Source organism: Rhodanobacter sp. DHB23 (genome assembly GCF_014842975.1).
Lineage (GTDB): Bacteria > Pseudomonadota > Gammaproteobacteria > Xanthomonadales > Rhodanobacteraceae > Rhodanobacter_A.
The window spans coordinates 394,110-412,140 of sequence record NZ_JACYXK010000027.1 but is presented as its reverse complement, the minus strand read 5'-3'; the positions used below and the strand labels follow the sequence as shown (position 1 = coordinate 412,140).

Here is an 18,031-nt window from a genome sequence, read left to right as displayed (position 1 = left end):
TGGGTGGTCCACTGGCACCCGCTCGTCCACCGACACATACGAGAACATGCCCAGTTGCTGGATGTCGGCTCCGCGCACGGAAACGGCCTGATGATTGATGAGGGCTATGATTGTCGCCGGTGCGGGGGGTTTCTCAACAGCCTGCTAGATTCGGTGTTGACAAAAATTGAAGGATTCAGCGTCCCATTAAATGTGGTTCCAGGGGCCATCAACGAGAAATTAGAAACAGTTCCAGTCACTGAGTCTATTATGGTGCATTGCGATGATGGGCTTCCTGTTTGCGCAGATAAGCTAGAAAAATAACTTCCAGCATTGGCAGCAAAAAATTGATCAGCCAGTGCAATAGATGAAGGACTCGCCGTTGAAGAGCCCTCCAAAAGACCGTCTTGCGCGTAGTTCAACGTAATTGGAGTGCTGGCATTATTGCCATTTGCCATGCAGGCATCGGCAACCATTTCAGCACCATAATATGTGTCGTTTGTATTTCCTGACGCCTGAATCGGCATGGACGAATCTGGCGAATCTTGCCAAACAGGCATTCCACCCGAGGTGGCGAATGTGCCGACTACGGAGGCTAAGCCGTTTTGAACTGTCTGGCTTAAGTTGATCGTTCCGTCTTGATTCAAGCTTATTTGACTATATAGCGGGGCACCCGTATCGCCATTAAACAAAAGTTCAACATACGGATCGATTTCAGCCAATTTGCTGACATCAGAAGATGTCATAGATGTCAGAGAATTTGCCTGCATATAAGCGCTAGCCGCTGCATTAAACCCTGTAATTATTGCGCCGGCTTCATTTTGATCGTTAAAATTTACGCCCTGCTGGATAAGGCCATCCAATGCGGAAGGATCACGCAATGAGGAAGGTGTCGAAAAATATTGTTGCATCTGCTCCGCTATGGAAGAGGAGCCGCTCGACTCATTCGAGACCTCGTCATAGATTTGATTGGCATATCCCACATGATAATTTTCATGCGCAGCCAGATCGATAAGCCCATAATTCACACCACCGTTTTCTTGTTGAGGAATCGCATAGTTAAGCCCAAAATTTATATCCGAAACAATCAAATTTCCTGTCGTCTCAACCGGCAAGCCATTCGCACCTTGTTGTGCCTGCGCGTCAATGGTCTGGCTTCCTTGCACAAAATTGATTGCCTGCAACTGCCCACTCTGAGCATTAGTATTGTATTCTGCGAGCAATACCGGGCTAGCATTAAGGCCAGCTTCAAGCGCATTAACAATTGCGACTTCATTGGCACTTCCATTTGATCCTGTCGCAGCCTGCATTGCAGCGTTAAGGACATTATTGAGCTGAGTATTTGCGCCATTGACACTCATGTTTTCATCTCCTCAATTTGGTTTTTTGACACAACAAACCGTCGCCCAAGGCAGGCTGCCTCATTGGTACATATCGCCAGTCACCGCTATGCTATTTACGCAGTTCCACTGATGAAAAATATTCGCCACATACTTTCCATTTTCACCACGCTTGCTCATTTGATATATGTTGGGAGTCAGACTATTGACAACAACCCAGCCATCTCGCCAAAGCTCCCCAGTTATTGCATCGTAAGGCACGCAAGGATTTATAGGTCCAGGGTGACCAAAATTCGGCGGAATGAATTCCACATGTAGACCACTGGACTCAATTACTTCTTGCTGATTATCTTTTTTGGCGTAATTATTTATCGTATATGTGTCCACAAAGAAATTCATGGGGTATGGCATGGCATTGGTCGACTTTAGATGGTATATTTCTTTCGAAATATATTTGAAACCCGTAGTGGGATCAGTGCGACCGGAGACTGGCATGTGTTGAACATCATTTATTTCGACACCAAACTCTTTCTCTATGTCATTTTTGCTTATGTAGCCATCTCCATTGGCAATAAGCTTTTTTGTTACGAGATTCATCAAGTGCCTCCACTCTTGCATCGCTTCAGCGAGCGATGCATTGGCCTCTGGCGACGTTTGAACTTGTGCAGAAACTTCGTTCCCCTTTGCTTGTAAGGGCGAGATGACGCTGGATACCTGCGCATTTGCGGTCCCGGCCATATTCAACAAGATCATCGGCGTCAACATTGCACGCATCACTGTGCGCACACCTGTACGCCTGTGTTGATTTCGATTACTAACTTTCATGTGAGATGTTCTCCTCGGATCGTGACAATAAATTTTCCTCAAAATCCAAACCCACATCCGCTCTTACCGTTCATGCAAACTCTCCCTCGCATGCTGCACCAACGGGCTGAGCAGATAACCGATGATCCTTCTTCGCCCCGTCTTGATCTCCGCCGTCACCGCCATCCCCGGTACCAGCGGTATCTCGCGCCCGTCGACCTGCATTGACGCCCTCGCCAGAGCAATACGCGCCGGGAACACCCAGCGCTTCTGCTCGTCCTGCTTCGCGTCGTTGGAGACCTGCAGCACCGTGCCCTGCAGCGTGCCGTAGCGGGTAAAGGGGAAGGTCTGCACCTTGACCTGCACCGGCTGCCCGGCGTGGATGAAGCCGATGTCCTGGTTATCCACGTCGGCCTCGACGATGAGCTGGCGTTGCGTGGGCACCACGGTCATCAGCACTTGCGCGGGTGTGACCACGCCGCCGAGGGTGTGCACGGCCAGCTGCTGCACGGTGCCGTCCACCGGCGCCACCAGGTGCATGAGCCGGCGGTGCTGCTGCGCCTTGATCAGGGTCTGTTGCAGGCCGGCTGCCTGGGTCTCGTCGGTGGTCTGCTTCTCCAGCCACTGGCGTCGGGTTTGCGCCACGTAGGCGTCGCGCTTCTGTGTGGCCGCCGCCAGTGCCGCCTGCATCTCGCCCCGCTTGGCGCGCTGCTGGGCCAGGTTCTGCCGCATCTGGATCACCGACTGCTGCTCGTCGTAGTAGTCGTGCAGGCCCACGTAACCGGAGCCGACGAGCTGGGCGTAGTCGCTCAGCTTCTTTTCCTCGATGGGCAAGGTGCCTTCCAGGCTGCGGATGTCGGCCTCGGTTTCGTGCAGGCTGGCCGTGCTCTGGGCGATGTCGGCGTTCAGCTCCTGCAGGGTGCTGGTGTAGTCCGTGTATTCGCCGGCCAGCACGTGCTGCTGCTCGGCCAGATCGGCGGCACTGAGGCCGGGAAGGCCTGACAGCTTCGGCGCCTGCTGGGTGTCGATCGCTTGCAGCAGCGCACGGGCACGGGCCGCTTCCCCTTGGGTGGAGTCCAGTTGCTCACTGGTTTGTGCGGCGGTGGTCGCCGCATCGGTGGCGTCCAGGTCGATCAGCGGCTCGCCTTGCTTCACCACCTGCCCATCCACCACGTGGATGGCGGTGACGACGGCAGTGTCCTGCGACTGGATGCTCTTGATCTCGCTGCTGGGCGCGATCTGGCCCGGCTCCGACGCCACCACATCCACCTTGCCCAGTACGGCCCAGCCCAGGGCCAGCGCACACAGCGCCATGATGAGGTGCATGGCCACCCGCGGCGCGGGGTGTACCGGCGTATCGCGCAAGGCCAGCGCGGCGGGCAGGAACTCACTTTCGTGGCGCAGTCGCGGCAGTGTTTCCAGTTCGCCCCGGCCCTGCCAGGCCACGCGGGCTACCTGGGCATAGCGTCCCGCCAGATCACCCCAAGCCTGCCAGCGCATCGGCAGGCTCATGACACGGCCTGCCACTGGTGCAGGCGGGCGTAATGGCCGCCCGCGCGATGGAGCAGTTCGTCCGGCGCGCCCTGTTCGACGATGCGGCCACGCTCCATCACCACGATGCGGTGGGCATGGCGCACGGCAGTCAGGCGGTGCGCGATGACGATGACCGTGCGGCCCTGGCAGATGGCCTGCATGTTGGCCTGGATGATCTGTTCGGATTCGTAGTCGAGTGCGCTGGTCGCCTCGTCGAAGATCAGGATGCGGGGGTTGTTCATCAGCGCCCGCGCGATGGCGATGCGCTGGCGCTGGCCGCCGGACAGGGTGGCGCCGTGTTCGCCCACGACTGTGTCGTAGGCTTCTGGCAGCTCCAGGATGAAGTCGTGGGCGCCGGCCAGCTTGGCGGCCGCGATGATGGTTTCCAGCGGCGCACCGGGATCGGTCAGGGCGATGTTCTCGCGCAGGGTGCGGTGGAACAGCAGGTTTTCCTGCAGCACCACGCCGATCTGCCGGCGCAGGGAGGACACGTCCACCACCGACAGGTCCATACCATCCACCAGCACGCGCCCCTGCTCAGGTACGTACAGGCGCTGGACCAGCTTGGTCAGCGTGCTCTTGCCCGAGCCGGAACGGCCGACAATGCCGATGACCTCGCCCGGCTCCACCACGAGACTGACCTCGTGCATGACCTGGGGCAGATCCGGACGGTAGCGGAAGCTGACGCGATCCAGTTCGATCCGCCCGTGCAGGCGCGGCACGGGACTGCGGTGACTGGGCGCGACCTCCACCGGGGCGTTGAGGATGTCGCCCAGCCGCTGCATGGAGATGCCGGTCTGCTGGAAGTCGTTCCAGAGCTGGGCGATGCGCAGGATGGGTTGCGCCACCCGGCCAGCGAGCATGTTGAAGGCCACCAGCTCGCCCACCGTCATGCTGCCCTCGATGACCAATCGGGCGCCCAGCCAGATCGTCATCACCGTCACCAGCTTGCCGACGAAACTGACGCCCTCGCGCGCCATGGAACCCAGCGCGGTGGCACGGAAGCCCGAGGCCACGTAACCGGCCAGCTGTTCGTCCCAGCGATGCGTGGTGCGCGGCTCCACCGCCATCGACTTGAGCGTGTCGATGCCGCTGATGGCCTCGACGAGGAAGGACTGGTTGTCCGCGCCGCGGTCAAACTTCTCCTTCAACCGGTGGCGCAGGATCGGAGTCAGCAGGAACGAGAGCAGCGCGTACAGCGGCAACGAGGCGATCACCACCAGGGTCAGCCAGCCGCTGTAACACCACATCACGGCCAGGAAGACGAAGGAGAACAGCACGTCCATCACCAGCGTGATGGCATTGCCGGTAAGGAAGCTGCGGATGTTTTCCAGCTCGCGTACGCGCGCCACCGAATCGCCCACGCGCCGTGCCTGGAAGTAGGCCAGCGGCAGCGCCAGCAGGTGCCGGAACAGGCGCGCGCCCAGCTCCACGTCGATGCGGCTGGTGGTGTGTGCGAAGACATAGGTGCGCAAGGCACTGAGCAGCGACTCGAAGATCGAGCACACCAGCAGCCCCACCGCCAGCACGTCCAGCGTTTCCAGCCCTTTGTGCACCAGTACCTTGTCCACCACCACCTGGAAAAACAATGGCGTGGCCAGACCGATCAGCTGCAGCACGAAGGAGACCAGCAGCACCTCACCCAGCAGCTTGCGGTATTTGATGACGGCGGGAATGAACCAGCTGAAGTCGAAGCGGGCGAATTCGCCGGCCAGCGAGGCACGGGAGGTGAACAGCAATACTTCGCCCGGCCAGTGTGCCGCGATGTCCGCGTGCGACACGATGCGCGGCGTGGCTTCACGTGGATTCTGGATCAATACCCGCTCGTGGTTGGCCTTGGCCAGTACATAGCAGCCGCCAGCGTGGTCAACCACCAGGGCAGGCAATGGCAGATGGGACAGGCGGTCCGCACCGCAACGCACGGACCTGGCCTTGAGTCCCAGCTTGCGCGCAGCCAGCAAGACCTCGGCGCTGTTGAAGGCCTGTCCGGGCTTCCGGAATTCGTGTGCCAGTTGGGTGGCATCGGCCGCGATGCCGTGGAAGCGGGCGATCAGCACCAGACACGCGAGCGTGCTGTCGTGGTCTTCTTGCCTGGCTTCAGTCTCGACACCCCCGTCTGCGACGGCACTCGCGCCGTCGCACATCCCCTGTGCTGACATCCCCCGACCCATCCTTTCCGTGTCATGTCGGTGGCGACGCTACGCCTTCGTTTCACGCGTCGTCAACGAGCAGGTTTTTGCGGTGCGGGAAGGGAAGTGATTGCGCCAAAGGTGTGGCGATTTTTGAAGATGAGGCGAGTGCCGCGCGAAGGAATTTTCGGCTTGCAGGCGTGCACCGTGGGCGTTATCCGAGTTCGACGTCATCCAGTTGCAGGGAGGCAAGGCCTCCGCCTGCGCACCCGTTGCAGGATCTTCGACAGGCGGAGGTAGAGCTGCTGCGTCAACCACATCCCTGCCGTCACCGCCGCCGCAATACCCATCAGCCGGATCAACGCCGACACAATGGAAGTGTGCAATGCATGGCCAGATTCGCGCTGTGCTGGGTGGCATATTTCCATTGCAGCCAGCGGCATCTTTACTGTTGTGTCGGCCGGCCTGATTTGGGATGTACTGGAGTCGTTGTCGATCCGCACGGCGTGGCCGGATAACTATGTAATGGGCGGCTTCACACCTGTGTAATCTGCACATGTCACTGGCCGCGGATGTGTGCGGTGGGCCAGGCGCCATGGACCGCGTCAGCCAGCGGGTCCGGCGGATTGCCGGGCATCATGGCGACAGACCGGGGCGCTGCGTCGGCAGGCGGCGGAAGCCCGTCGATCGAACCGGCTGACGGGATCAGGACAGGGTCACGGACGGGCTTTCTCGACGAATTGCCGGGGCGTGCAGTCGAATTCGCGGCGGAACACCGCGTACATGTACTGCAGCGAAGTGAATCCGCTGCGTACGGCCACGTCGGCGAGCGGAATCGTCGGGTCCACCAGCATGCCCCGCGCGATCTCCAGCTTGTGCCCGAGGATGGTCTGGTGCACCGTCTGCTTCAGTTCGCGCTTGAAGTGTTCCTCCAGCAGCGTGCGCGAAATGCCCACGTAGTCGGCCACCTGCTCGGCCTTGATGCCGAGGCACGCGTACTGCCGGATGTAATGCTTCGCCCGCATCACGTACGGGCTCTTCATCGGCTGGTGCAGGCTGCTGGCCTGCACGTTGATGCCCAGGGGCGGCACGACGATGCGGGTATCCGGCGCCACCCGGCCGTGCAGCATCTTGTGCAGCAACTGCGCCGCCGCCCGGCCCATGCCTTCGGCGCCCTGGATCACCGAGGTGAGCGCGATGCGGTTGAGGGTCTGGGCGATGGGGTCGTTGTCGATGCCGACGATGGCGACCTGTTCGGGCACCGGCACGTCTGCCACCACGCAGGACTGCAGCAACTGGCGCGCGCGGGCATCGGTGACCGCGATGATGCCGATCGGCTTCGGCAGCGAGCGCATCCATTCGGCCATTTCCTCCTGCACCCGTCCCCAGCCGCCGGCGCTGGTGGGCGAGCCGCGATAGACCAGCCCCTCCAGCCGGTCGGTGTCGACCATGTAGCGGAAGGCTTCCTCGCGTTCCTGCGCCCAGCGGTTGCCCGGCGTGGGCGGCAGGCCGTAGAACGCGAAGCGCTGCAGGCCTTGCGCGATCAGGTGGTCATAGGCCAAGCGCACCAGCTTGGCGTTGTCGGTGGCCACATAAGGGGTGTGCGGGGGGTATTGCGAGGCGTCGGCATAGGAGCCGCCGACGGCGACCACCGGTATCGGCATGTCGGCGAGCGCCTCGGCCACGGCGGGATCGTCGAAGTCCGCGATGATGCCGTCCCCGTTCCAGTCGTGGATGCCCAGCGTGCGGCAGCGGAAGTCTTCTTCCATGAAGAGGTCCCAGTCCACGCGCGTGGATTTCATGTACTGGCCGATGCCAGCGATGACCTGGCGGTCATAGACCTTGTTCGCGTTGAAGAGCAGGGCGATGCGATGAGGTGACGACATGGCGTGCCGGTGCAGGCTTTCCCGATGGAAGGGCGGATTCGAAAACCTATCAGTTGCGCCTTCCGTCGGCATGATGCAGCGCGACAGGGCGGCTTCCGGTTCCATGTGCCGAAGTCCCCGGCCCGGTTCCCGGCCCGGCTCCGTGCATGCCGCCGTCAGCCCGCGGTTCGATCCATGCCTCGCGCATGCGGGCGCGAACGTACGACTCGACGGTCGAACCGATCATGCGTGCTCCGAGGTGGAATGAACAGCCCCGGCTTCGGACAAGCCTTGCCGTGCCCGGCCGGGGGCGAGTGCATGGAACACGGCGAGTGCGGCGAGATAGGCGCCGCCGGCGACGAAGAAGACCGGGGCATAGCTGCCGCTGAGTTGCAGCAGGTGCGCCACGCCCCAGGCGACCAGCATGCCGCCCACGGCGCCGAACATGCTGCCGAACCCGGTGACCGAGCTGACCATGCGCTGCGGGAACATGTCCGAGACCGTCGTCAGCAGGTTGGCGGACCAGCCCTGGTGCGCGGCCGCGGCCAGCCCGATCATGGCGACCGCAGGCCAGGGGTGCGTGACGAACGGCGCGAACCAGACCGGCGTCACCGCGAGGGCGCAGAGCAGCATCGCCGCCTTGCGCGCGCGGTAGACCGCGACGCCACGCCCGATCAGCCAGGAGGAGATCGCCCCGCCCGCCACGCTGCCGAATCCCGCTGCGAGGTAGACCGCCGCCGTGGGCAGGGAAAGGCTTTGCAGGTCGAGGTGGAACTGGCGCGCGAAGAAGTCCGGCAGCCAGAACAGGTAAAGCCACCATATCGGGTCGGTCAGGAACTTGGCCAGCGCGAACGCCCAGGTCGCACGATGCGGCAGTACGTCCCGCCAGCCGGAGGCGTTGGCCGCATGGACGGCATCGGGGCGGTCGCGCACCTTCCATGCCGCATGCAGGCCCAGCCAGAGCGCGATCCAGACGAAACCCAGCGCGCCGGTCAGGACGAACGCCATGCGCCACCCGCAGGTGGCGACGATGAACGGGACGAGCAGGGGCGTGATCAGCGCGCCGACGGTGGAGCCGGCATTGAATATTCCGGTCGCAAGCGCCCGTTCGTTGCGGGGAAACCATTCGGCGACGACCTTGATCGCCGCCGGGAAATTCGCCGACTCCCCCAGGCCCAGGCCGAAGCGCGCGGCAATGAAGCCCGGCACGCCACGGGTCAGCGCATGCGCCATCGCCGCCACGCTCCACAGCGCGGCGGCGATGGAAAAGCCGCGGCGCGTGCCCAGGCGGTCGAGGGCCCATCCGGAGGCGACGAGGCCGACGGCGTAGGCGGCCTGGAACGCGAGGACGATATTGCCGTAGTCGATCTCGCTCCAGCCGAGCCGGCCCTGCAGCAGCGGCTTCAACAAGCCGATGAGCTGCCGGTCCATGTAGTTGATCGTGGTGATGGCGAACAACAGGGCGCAGACCGACCAGCGATGGCGCGGGTCGCGGACCGGTTCCCCACCTGCCGGCGCGGCCCCTGGCATCAACAGGCGTCTCCGCGCAGCGCGGTGCGGATCGCGGCCAGCCGTGCGCGTGACGCCAGGCCTGCATGATAGAAATGGAACTCGTCGACCCCGGCGCCGGCGTAGGCGTCGAGTTCCGCGCGCAACGCGCGGGCATCGCAGGGGCGCGGCGGCAGCGCGAGCACATAGGCGGCGAGGCGCCGCGATTCCTGCCAGCGCGCGAGCCCGGCAATCTCCGCGAGCGCGGTTTCCGGACCCGCCCAGCAGTTGGCGACGAGCACGTCCGCCCGGGCATCGACCCCGCCGGCCACGCTCGCGAATGCGCCCGTGGCCCAGGGATCGGCACTGGCGTGCAGGATGATTTCCAGTTCCGGCGCAAGCCGGCGCAGCGCGCCGGTCACGCGCCGGCGAAGTTCCAGCGCGAGCGACCCGCGCACTTGCGCAAGCCGCGTTGCGAGCGGTTCGCCGAGGACGGCCTCGATCGAGCGGGCCGGCCTGTCGATGCCTGCCTGCACGAGCGCGCGCAAGGATCCGGCATCGATGCCCACCTGCGCGTAGCGCGCCGTACAGGCCGTGCAGAAGCACAGCGAAAGCAGTTGCTTCTGGACCGTGCCGAAATCGGCGCCGTCGGTTTTCTCGTGGTGTCCGCCATGCACGAAGCCCATCGGCCCGGCGGCCTCCAGCACGACGCCGTCGGGTTTGCCGATGCGGACGATCTCGTGCGCCATTCTTGCGCAGTATTCGAGCACCGCGTCGTGGGCCGGGCACAGCGCATGGCGGTAGCTGTCGCCGAAGGCGTTGCGCACCGCGAACTGCGGATGCTGCGCAGCCAGGCGGCTCGCATGCGTCAGCACGATCCAGGCATGGACCTTGAGGCCCGCCCGGCGCAGCGCCTGCGCCGCCGTCGAGAACGGGTCGTGCGCGGCGAGCCAGGTCGCCGTGGCCGGCTGCAGCAGGCGGCCGCGCCAGCTTGCCTCGTCGAACGGAACGTACATCGCGGCATGCGGCGCATCGACGATGCGATGCGCGGGATGCAGCGGCGTCGCCGCGCGCACGCTGTGATATGCCGCGGCCAGGGCGACGGCGTCGACGCCGAGGTCACGCACGCGCGGGACGGCGTCCGGGTCGCCGATCACGTCCCAGGGGTACAGGTGCGCTAGCGCGTGGCGACCCATGTTCACCAGCGCGGCAGCACGCCGGAGTATCCGGGGTGGAAGCGCTGCATGTAGGCCGTGTCGTCGCGGACGCGGATCGCGCAGTCCAGGTAGCGCTCGTGCGCGCGCGCCAGTGCGTCGCGGTCCAGCGTGACGCCCAGGCCGGGCGTGGTCGGCACGGGCAGCGCGCCGTCGACGAACTGCAGTGCGCCGCCCGCGATGATTTCGTCGGCGCTGTTCCAGGGGTAGTGCGTGTCGCAGGCGTAGCCCAGGTTCGGCGTGGCGGCCGCCAGGTGCGTCATCGCCATCAGGCTGATGCCGAGGTGCGAGTTGGAATGCATCGACATGCCGATGCCGAAGGTCTCGCAGATCAGCGCCAGCTGGCGCGAGCGGACCAGGCCGCCCCAGTAGTGATGGTCGCCGAGCAGCACCCTGATCGCCTTGTGCTCGACGGCGGGGGCGATGTGGTCGTAGGCGACCACGCACATGTTCGTCGCCAGCGGTATCGGCGTGCCCGCGGCGACCCGGCCCATGTCCTCGATGCCCGGCGTCGGGTCTTCGAGGTACTCGATGACGCCGTCGAGTTCGCGCGCCACGGCCAGCGACGTTTCGACGGTCCACGCGGCGTTCGGGTCGATGCGCAGCAGGTGCTGCGGGAATGCAGCGCGCAGCGCTTGTACTGCGGCGGTTTCCTGCTCCGGCGGGAACACGCCGCCTTTCAGCTTGATCGCGGAGAAGCCGTGCCTGTCGATGAACGCGCGTGCCTGCGCGACGATGCCGGCCGGGTCCAGCGCCTCGCCGAACGCGTCCGGCGCTTCGCCCGGATGCGCCGCCCACTTGTAGAACAGGTAGGCGCTGTAGGCCACGCGATCGCGCACCGCACCGCCGAGCAGGTCGCAGACGGGGCGACCGAGCAGCTGTCCCTGGATGTCGAGCAGGGCCACCTCGAACGAGGCGAACACGCGATCGATCGTGCCGCCGAGGTTGATGTGCCCGGTCAGCCCGTGGCGGTCGCCGCCCACCGTGCCGCCGAGGGTGCGGGCCACCTGCGCGCGCACCGCGTTCAGCGCGAACACGTCCAGCCCCACCAGGGTGGGCGCGACCCGGCGCAGGCGTTCGAGATGCCCCTGGTCGCCGTAGGTCTCGCCCAGTCCCAGCGGGCCTGCGTCGGTATGGATCTCCACGATCGTGCGCAGGGCCCAGGGCTCGTGCACGCCGATCGCATTGAGCAGGGGCGGATCGCGGAACGCGATCGGCGTCAGCACGATCTCGCGGATCGTCGCGCGCGATGCGCTCATGCCGTCACCTGCGGCTGGGCCACGAGTGCCCGCCCCGCGGCGATGATGCGCTTGAGCTCCTCGACGTGTTCCGCCGTCGGCATGACCAGCGGCGCACGTACCGGCCCCGCGGCGATGCCGCCCAGCTCCGTCGCCGTCTTGACCAGCGATACCGCATAGCCGGGCACCTTGTTGCGCAGCTCGACCAGCGGGGCGTAGAAGCGTTCGAGCAGTGCCTCGACGCGCCGGCGGTCGTCCTCCTCGACGGCCCGGTAGTAGGCCAGGGCGATCTCCGGCGCGAAGCAGAACACGGCCGAGGAATACAGCGTCACGCCGATCGCGCGGTAGGCGGGCTGGGACATCTCGGCCGTGGGCATGCCGTTGAAGAACTGGAACGGCTTGTCGCCGATCGCCGCGCGTACCGCCAGCACGATGCGCTGCATGGTATCCAGGTTGCCGAGGCCGTCCTTGAAGCCGACGACGTTCGGCAGGCGCGCCACCCGCGCCGCGGTCCCGGGGGTGAACACCGCGTTGTTGCGCTGGTACACGATGATCGGCAGCGACGTGGCCATCGCGACCTGCTCGACGTAACGGGCAATGCCCTCCGGCGGGCAGGTGACGAGATACGGCGGCAGCAGCAGCAAGCCATTGGCGCCGGCGCGCGCCGCCGCCGCGGCGAACCGCCTGGCCAGCATCAGCGAGCCGCCGCATCCGGCAAACACCGGCACGCGGCCCGCGGTCGCCTCCACCGCGATGCGCACGATGGTCTCGAACTCGCCGGGTTCGAGCGCGTGGAATTCACCCGTGCCGCAGGCGACGAACACCGCGCCGGGGCCGGCGGCCACGCCGCGTTCGATGTGCCCCGCCAGTGCCGTCGTGTTGACTTCGCCCGAGGCGTCGAAAGGCGTGACCGGGAAGAACAGCACGCCGCGCAACTGGCCGGTGCGGCCGGCGCCGGTGCGGACGGAACTTTCCTGCGTGGCCGGATGTTCGTTTGCAGAGTTCATATACGTGAACTAATATTCTGTGTGTGAACTTTGAATGTAAAAATCGCCGGGCGGGCTGTCAAGCCGCTCCCCGTTGAAGGCCTAGGGAGTCTCGATCGTGGACAACAAGAAGCGCGATGCAGGACCTGCCGCACCCGCCGCCGTCAAATCCGCGGACCGCACCGTGCTGCTGCTCGAGGTGCTCGCGGCGAGCGGGCATGCGCTCACCCTGACCGAACTGCAGCAGCAGCTCGACATGCCCAAGTCGAGCCTGTACATGCTGCTGCAGACGCTGGTCGCGCGCGGCTGGCTGTCCTGCGATGCGCGGCTGGGCACGTACGGCATCGGCGTGCGCGCCCTGCTCGTGGGCACGTCCTACCTCGACCACGACCGGGTCGTTCAGGCCGCGGCGCGCGTGATCAGCGAGCTGTGCGGGCAGATCGACGAGACGGTGCACCTTGCCCGGCTCGACGGCGGCGACGTGGTCTATCTGGCCAGCCGCGAATCGCAGCATCACCTGCGCGTGATCTCGCGCGTGGGCCGGCGCGTGCCCGCCTACGCGACCTCTCTGGGCAAGGCCTTGCTGGCGGCGCGCCCGAACGGGGAGGTGGATGCCTTGCTGCCGGACAAGCTCGCGGCCCTGACCGCGAACACCGTGCGCAACCGGCGCGCCCTGCACAAGCAGCTCGACGGGTTCCGCACGCTCGGCTACGCCTTCGAGCGCGAGGAGAACACGCCCGGGCTGTGCTGCTTCGCCGTCGCCTTGCCCTACAGCACGCCGGCGCTCGATGCGATCAGTTGTTCCGTGCCGCTGGCGCGCCTCGACAAGAAGCACGAGAAGGACGTGATCAACGGATTGTTCGCCGCCGCCCGCACGATTACCGACAGCCTGCGCGGCGGCATCTGAGGCCGCGCCACCTTGAACAAGGGATCAGCCATGAAGCACCGTCATCTCCATCCTGCCAGGCCGACGCAGCGGTCGATCCTGCCGGGAGCCCGGCCATGACCCGGCCGCAACGCATCCTGGTCACCGGGGCCGCCGGAGGCATGGGCCGGCTGCTGCGCCCGCGCCTGGCGCGCGCGGGCCGCGTGCTGCGCCTGCTCGACGTCGCGGAGATCCCGCGCGGCGACGACGGCGCCGAGATCGTCCAGGCGTCGATCACCGATCCCGTGGCGATGGAGGCGGCCTGCGCCGACGTCGACGTGCTGCTGCACCTGGGCGCGCTCAGCATCGAGCACGGCTGGGCGAAGGTACTCGAAGTCAACATCAACGGCTCGTACGTGACGCTGGAGGCGGCGCGGCGCTGCGGCGTCAAGCGCGCGATCCTGGCCAGCTCGAACCATGCGATCGGCTACGTCGGCATACAGGACGGCGAGATCGACGCGGCGGCGTTCCCGCGCCCCGACACGAACTACGGCGTCAGCAAGGTCGCGCTCGAAGCCCTGGGCAGCCTCTATGCCGACCGCTACGGCATGGATGTCATCGCCATCCGCATCGGCTCCTGCTTCGAGCGGCCCAGGGACGTGCGCATGCTGCGTACCTGGTTGTCGCCGGACGACGCCGCGCGCCTGGTCGAAGCCTGCATCGCCGCGCCCGCGCCGGGGTTCCGGGTGGTCTGGGGCGCATCGAACAACACGCGCCAATGGGTGTCGCTGGCCAGCGCCCGCGAGCTTGGCTACGCGCCGCAGGACGATGCCGAGCGCTACGCCGCCGAACTGATCGCCGCACAGGGCGAGGTCGAGCCGGATGGCTTCATGCTGCGCTACCTCGGCGGGGCATGGTGCGGACCGGGCTGGAATACCGCAGAGAAGGAGAACAACACATGAGCATCCAGGGTTTCGATCCGCGCACGGGCGCAGCGGTGGGTGCGCCGGTTGCGGAAACCGGCGCGGCCGAGGTCGACGCCATCTGCGCGCGCGCCGCCGGCGCTTCCCGGCTGTGGGCGCGAACGCCGGCGGCGGTGCGCGCCGCGGCGCTGGAAAGCATCGCCGCGGCGATCGACGCCAACGCCGTCGAACTCGCCGCGCTCGGCGATCGCGAAACGGCGCTGGGCCTGCCGCGGTTGAGCGGCGAGATCAAGCGCACCACGAACCAGCTGCGCCTGTTCGCGGACGTGCTGCGCGAAGGCAGCTACGTCGAAGCGACGCTGGATGCTGCCAACCCGGCCAGCGTTCCACCCTGTCCGGAACTGCGCCGCATGCTGCAGCCGATCGGGCCGGTGGCGGTGTTCGCGGCGAGCAATTTCCCCTTTGCCTTCTCCGTCGCCGGCGGCGACACCGCATCGGCGCTCGCCGCAGGCTGCAGCGTGATCGTCAAGGCGCACGAGGCGCACCCGCAGACCGCGCGCGCCACGGCAGCGGTCGTCGCGCAGGCGCTGGCCGATGCCGGTGCGCCCGCCGGGGTGTTCGACATCGTCCACGGCGTCGCCGCCGGTGCGCGACTGGTGGGCCATCCCGCGGTCAAGGCCGCCGGCTTCACCGGCTCGACGCGCGGCGGCCGCGCCCTGTTCGATCTGGCGAACGCGCGGCCCGCGCCGATCCCGTTCTACGGCGAACTCGGCAGCATCAATCCGGTGCTGGTCCTGCCGCATGCCGCGGCCGAGCGCGCGCAGGAGATCGCCCGCGGGTTTGCCGCGTCGCTGACGCTGGGCGTCGGCCAGTTCTGCACCAATCCCGGGCTGCTGTTCGTGCCCGTCGCCCTGGTCGACGAATTGGCCGCCGCCGTGCGCCAGTCCGGCGGCGGCGCGCTGCTGACGCAGCGCATGCAGGAGAGTTACCGGAACGGCACGCAGGCCCTGGCTGCCGTCGCGGAGCGCGTGGCGTCCGGCGCGGATTCCGACGCCGCGTTCGGCGCCATGCCGCAGTTGTTCCGCGTCGACCTCGAAAGCTTCGCGGCCGACATGGAACGCCATGTCGACGAATGCTTCGGCCCGGCCGCGCTGGTCGTTGCCTATCGCGACGTGGATGGCGTGCTCGCCTTGCTCGACCGTTTGCCCGGCACGCTGACCGCGAGCGTGCATGCCACGGCTGCCGATGCGCCACACGCGCTGCGCGCCGTCGATGCGTTGCGCGGCATAGCCGGGCGCGTGGTCTACAACGCCTGGCCCACGGGCGTGGCGGTCGCCTGGGGCATGCAGCATGGCGGCCCGTGGCCGGCGACGACGAATCCCCTGCACACCTCGGTGGGCGCCACCGCGATCCGCCGCTGGCTGGTGCCGGTCAGCTTCCAGGACTGGCCCGACGCGCTGCTGCCCGACGAACTGAAGGACGCCAATCCGCTGCGCATCCCCAGGCGGCGCGACGGGGTGCCGGGACTGCGCTAGCTCCCGGTTCCCGGGCGGACAGGAAACCGGATGCGGCGCGTCGGCTGGCAACAAGGCCGACGCGGGGCTGCAGCCTGTTCAAAGCTGCCACGCAGCCCGCGCTGCCTTGCCATGATCGCCATGCGGCTTCCGTGCGCAGGTGTTTCCGGGGTGTCCGTGCCGTGCGAGGGCGGCACGCGGCAAGAACCGGGGCGGATGCAGGAACGTGGACGGCGGGTGTTCCTCAGCCGTCCAGTTCCGCCCAGCGCGCGTAGGCGCTTTCCAGTTCCAGCTGCAGCTTCGCCAGCGCCTCGTTCGCCTTGACGATGGCGGCGCTGTCCTGCTGGAAGAACGCCGGATCGTTCATCGCCTCGCCGCGTGCGCCGATGTCGGCTTCGAGCTGCTCGATGCGCGTGGGCAGCTGTTCCAGTTCGCGCTGTTCCTTGTAGCTCAGCTTGCGCTTCGCTTCCTGCACGGGCGTCGGTGCAGGTGCCGGGCTTTTCGCGGCAACCGCGACGGCGGGTGCCGTTGCCGCGGGCCGCTGCCGCAGCCAGTCGCTGTAGCCGCCCACGTATTCGCCGACCTTGCCGTCGCCCTCCAGCACCAGCGTGCTGGACACCACGTTGTCGAGGAAGGCGCGGTCGTGCGAGACCAGCAGCAGGGTGCCCTGGTAGCCGGCGAGCAGTTCCTCCAGCAGTTCCAGTGTCTCCACGTCGAGGTCGTTGGTGGGTTCGTCCATCACCAGCAGGTTCGACGGCTGCGCGAACAGCTTGGCCAGCAGCAGGCGGTTGCGTTCGCCGCCGGACAGCCGCGTGATCGGCGCGCGCGCGCGTTCGGGCGAGAACAGGAAGTCCTGCAGGTAGCCGATGATGTGCTTGCGCTGGCCGTCCAGCTCGATGTATTCGCGGCCTTCGGCCACGTTGTCCAGCGCGTTCTGCGTGTCGTCCAGCTGCAGGCGGTGCTGGTCGAAGTAGGCGACCTGGATGCCGGTGCCCAGCGTGGCGCTGCCGCGCTCGGGCTGGAGTTCGCCCAGCATGATCTTCAGCAGGGTGCTCTTGCCCGCGCCGTTGGGGCCGACGATGCCCACGCGGTCGCCGCGCATGATCGTGGTGGTGAGGTCGTCGATCAGCACGCGGCCACCGTAACTCTGGTGCACGTGTTCGAGGTCGATCACCTTCTTGCCCGAGGCCTGCGCATTGGCCGCGGTCATCTTCACGTTGCCGCCCAGTTCGCGGCGTTCCGCGCGCTCCACGCGCAGCGCCTTCAATGCGCGCACGCGGCCTTCGTTGCGCGTGCGGCGGGCCTTGATGCCTTGGCGGATCCACACTTCTTCCTGCGCCAGCTTCTTGTCGAACAACGCGTTGGCCTGCGCTTCGGCGTGCAGGCGTTCCTCGCGGCGGCGCAGGTAGTTGTCGTAGTCGCCCGGCCAGTCGGTGAGCTGGCCGCGGTCGATCTCCACGATGCGCGTGGCCAATGCCTGCAGGAAGCTGCGGTCGTGGGTGATGAACAGCAGGCTGCCGTCGAAGGATTTCAGGAAGCCTTCCAGCCAGCCGATCGCCTCGATGTCGAGATGGTTGGTGGGCTCGTCCAGCAGCAGCACGTCGGGCTTGCGCACCAGCGCCTGCGCCAGCAGCACGCGGCGCTTCATGCCGCCGGAGAGCGCGGCGAAGTCGGTGTCGGCGGGCAGTTCCAGGCGGGTCAGCACCTCGGTGACGCGGCGGTCGAGATCCCAGCCGTGCTGCGCTTCGATCTGGTGTTGTACGTCGCCCAGCGCATCGAAGTCGCCTTCGTGCAGCAGGTGGTGATAGCGGGCGAGCAGGTGGCCGAGATCGCCCAGTCCGTCGGCGACCACGTCGAACACGGTGCCGGCGGTGCCGTGCGGCACCTCCTGCGCCATGCGCGCGATGACGATGCCGTTCTGCACGCGCACCTCGCCGTCGTCGGGCTTGAGTTCGCCGGCGATCAGCTTCATCAGGGTGGATTTGCCTTCGCCGTTGCGACCGACGATGCACACGCGCTCGTTGCGGGCTATCGACAGGTCGACGTGTTCGAGCAGGAGGGGGCCGCCGATGCTGAAATCGACGTGATGGAGTTGGATCAGGGACATCCGCCCATTCTAGCGGGCGGTCATGCCGAAGCCATTGCATGCGCTG

General features: G+C 66.0%; 13 protein-coding genes. 3 read left to right on the top strand and 10 right to left on the bottom strand.

Annotated features, from left to right (window positions below):
- Positions 1-104: 104 nt before the first annotated feature.
- From IHE47_RS11745 to IHE47_RS11705, 9 genes are all read right to left on the bottom strand, one after another.
- Positions 105-1,340, bottom strand: coding sequence for a hypothetical protein (locus tag IHE47_RS11745; protein ID WP_192106069.1), 1,236 nt, complete (start codon positions 1,338-1,340; stop codon positions 105-107).
- Between the two features lie 60 nt (positions 1,341-1,400).
- Entirely contained in the window at positions 1,401-2,144 is a 744-nt protein-coding gene (locus IHE47_RS11740) for a hypothetical protein (RefSeq protein WP_192106068.1), read from the bottom strand.
- Positions 2,145-2,207: 63 nt separating this feature from the next.
- Positions 2,208-3,635 (bottom strand): HlyD family type I secretion periplasmic adaptor subunit, encoded by a 1,428-nt coding sequence (locus tag IHE47_RS11735; RefSeq protein WP_192106067.1) that lies wholly within the window; start codon positions 3,633-3,635, stop codon positions 2,208-2,210.
- Complete coding sequence (locus IHE47_RS11730; protein ID WP_192106066.1) at positions 3,632-5,827, bottom strand: type I secretion system permease/ATPase; 2,196 nt, start codon at positions 5,825-5,827, stop codon at positions 3,632-3,634. Before IHE47_RS11730 ends, IHE47_RS11735 begins: the two co-directional genes overlap by 4 nt.
- A 674-nt stretch (positions 5,828-6,501) precedes the next feature.
- Positions 6,502-7,671 carry a DNA-binding transcriptional regulator gene (locus IHE47_RS11725; protein WP_192106065.1) on the bottom strand — a complete coding sequence of 390 codons (1,170 nt, stop codon included), beginning with the start codon at positions 7,669-7,671 and terminating at the stop codon, positions 6,502-6,504.
- A 222-nt stretch (positions 7,672-7,893) separates the two neighbouring features.
- Positions 7,894-9,180: an MFS transporter gene (locus tag IHE47_RS11720; RefSeq protein ID WP_192106064.1), complete on the bottom strand. Its 1,287-nt coding sequence runs from the start codon at positions 9,178-9,180 to the stop codon at positions 7,894-7,896.
- Positions 9,180-10,334, bottom strand: coding sequence for a hypothetical protein (locus IHE47_RS11715; protein ID WP_192106063.1), 1,155 nt, complete (start codon positions 10,332-10,334; stop codon positions 9,180-9,182). The genes IHE47_RS11720 and IHE47_RS11715 overlap by 1 nt, the downstream gene beginning before the upstream one ends.
- A 2-nt stretch (positions 10,335-10,336) precedes the next feature.
- On the bottom strand, positions 10,337-11,611 hold the full coding sequence (locus IHE47_RS11710; protein WP_192106062.1) for a glucarate dehydratase family protein: 1,275 nt from the start codon (positions 11,609-11,611) through the stop codon (positions 10,337-10,339).
- Positions 11,608-12,597, bottom strand: a complete 990-nt coding sequence (locus tag IHE47_RS11705; protein ID WP_192106061.1) for a 5-dehydro-4-deoxyglucarate dehydratase — start codon at positions 12,595-12,597, stop codon at positions 11,608-11,610. The genes IHE47_RS11710 and IHE47_RS11705 overlap by 4 nt, the downstream gene beginning before the upstream one ends.
- A gap of 97 nt (positions 12,598-12,694) precedes the next feature.
- Here IHE47_RS11705 and IHE47_RS11700 point away from each other — a divergent pair, with 97 nt between their 5' ends.
- The 3 genes from IHE47_RS11700 to IHE47_RS11690 all read left to right on the top strand — a co-directional run bounded on the left by IHE47_RS11700 (position 12,695) and on the right by IHE47_RS11690 (position 15,899).
- Positions 12,695-13,483, top strand: a complete 789-nt coding sequence (locus tag IHE47_RS11700) for an IclR family transcriptional regulator (RefSeq protein ID WP_192106060.1) — start codon at positions 12,695-12,697, stop codon at positions 13,481-13,483.
- 95 nt (positions 13,484-13,578) lie between these two features.
- Positions 13,579-14,403 (top strand): NAD(P)-dependent oxidoreductase, encoded by an 825-nt coding sequence (locus IHE47_RS11695; RefSeq protein ID WP_192106059.1) that lies wholly within the window; start codon positions 13,579-13,581, stop codon positions 14,401-14,403.
- Positions 14,400-15,899: an aldehyde dehydrogenase (NADP(+)) gene (locus tag IHE47_RS11690; RefSeq protein WP_192106058.1), complete on the top strand. Its 1,500-nt coding sequence runs from the start codon at positions 14,400-14,402 to the stop codon at positions 15,897-15,899. Before IHE47_RS11695 ends, IHE47_RS11690 begins: the two co-directional genes overlap by 4 nt.
- Positions 15,900-16,122: 223 nt before the next feature.
- Here IHE47_RS11690 and IHE47_RS11685 read toward each other — a convergent pair whose 3' ends face one another.
- A complete protein-coding gene (locus IHE47_RS11685; RefSeq protein ID WP_192106057.1) occupies positions 16,123-17,985 on the bottom strand; it encodes an ATP-binding cassette domain-containing protein in 1,863 nt (620 codons plus the stop codon).
- Between the last annotated feature and the right edge of the window lie 46 nt (positions 17,986-18,031).

What these genes read in the sequence shown, in the direction of transcription:
- IHE47_RS11745 (WP_192106069.1), bottom strand. Translation starts at nt 1,340, where the DNA reads ATGAGTGTCAATGGCGCAAATACTCAGCTCAATAATGTCCTTAACGCT.
- IHE47_RS11740 (WP_192106068.1), bottom strand. Translation starts at nt 2,144, where the DNA reads ATGAAAGTTAGTAATCGAAATCAACACAGGCGTACAGGTGTGCGCACA.
- IHE47_RS11735 (WP_192106067.1), bottom strand. Translation starts at nt 3,635, where the DNA reads ATGAGCCTGCCGATGCGCTGGCAGGCTTGGGGTGATCTGGCGGGACGC.
- IHE47_RS11730 (WP_192106066.1), bottom strand. Translation starts at nt 5,827, where the DNA reads ATGGGTCGGGGGATGTCAGCACAGGGGATGTGCGACGGCGCGAGTGCC.
- IHE47_RS11725 (WP_192106065.1), bottom strand. Translation starts at nt 7,671, where the DNA reads ATGTCGTCACCTCATCGCATCGCCCTGCTCTTCAACGCGAACAAGGTC.
- IHE47_RS11720 (WP_192106064.1), bottom strand. Translation starts at nt 9,180, where the DNA reads ATGCCAGGGGCCGCGCCGGCAGGTGGGGAACCGGTCCGCGACCCGCGC.
- IHE47_RS11715 (WP_192106063.1), bottom strand. Translation starts at nt 10,334, where the DNA reads ATGGGTCGCCACGCGCTAGCGCACCTGTACCCCTGGGACGTGATCGGC.
- IHE47_RS11710 (WP_192106062.1), bottom strand. Translation starts at nt 11,611, where the DNA reads ATGAGCGCATCGCGCGCGACGATCCGCGAGATCGTGCTGACGCCGATC.
- IHE47_RS11705 (WP_192106061.1), bottom strand. Translation starts at nt 12,597, where the DNA reads ATGAACTCTGCAAACGAACATCCGGCCACGCAGGAAAGTTCCGTCCGC.
- IHE47_RS11695 (WP_192106059.1), top strand. Translation starts at nt 13,579, where the DNA reads ATGACCCGGCCGCAACGCATCCTGGTCACCGGGGCCGCCGGAGGCATG.
- IHE47_RS11690 (WP_192106058.1), top strand. Translation starts at nt 14,400, where the DNA reads ATGAGCATCCAGGGTTTCGATCCGCGCACGGGCGCAGCGGTGGGTGCG.
- IHE47_RS11685 (WP_192106057.1), bottom strand. Translation starts at nt 17,985, where the DNA reads ATGTCCCTGATCCAACTCCATCACGTCGATTTCAGCATCGGCGGCCCC.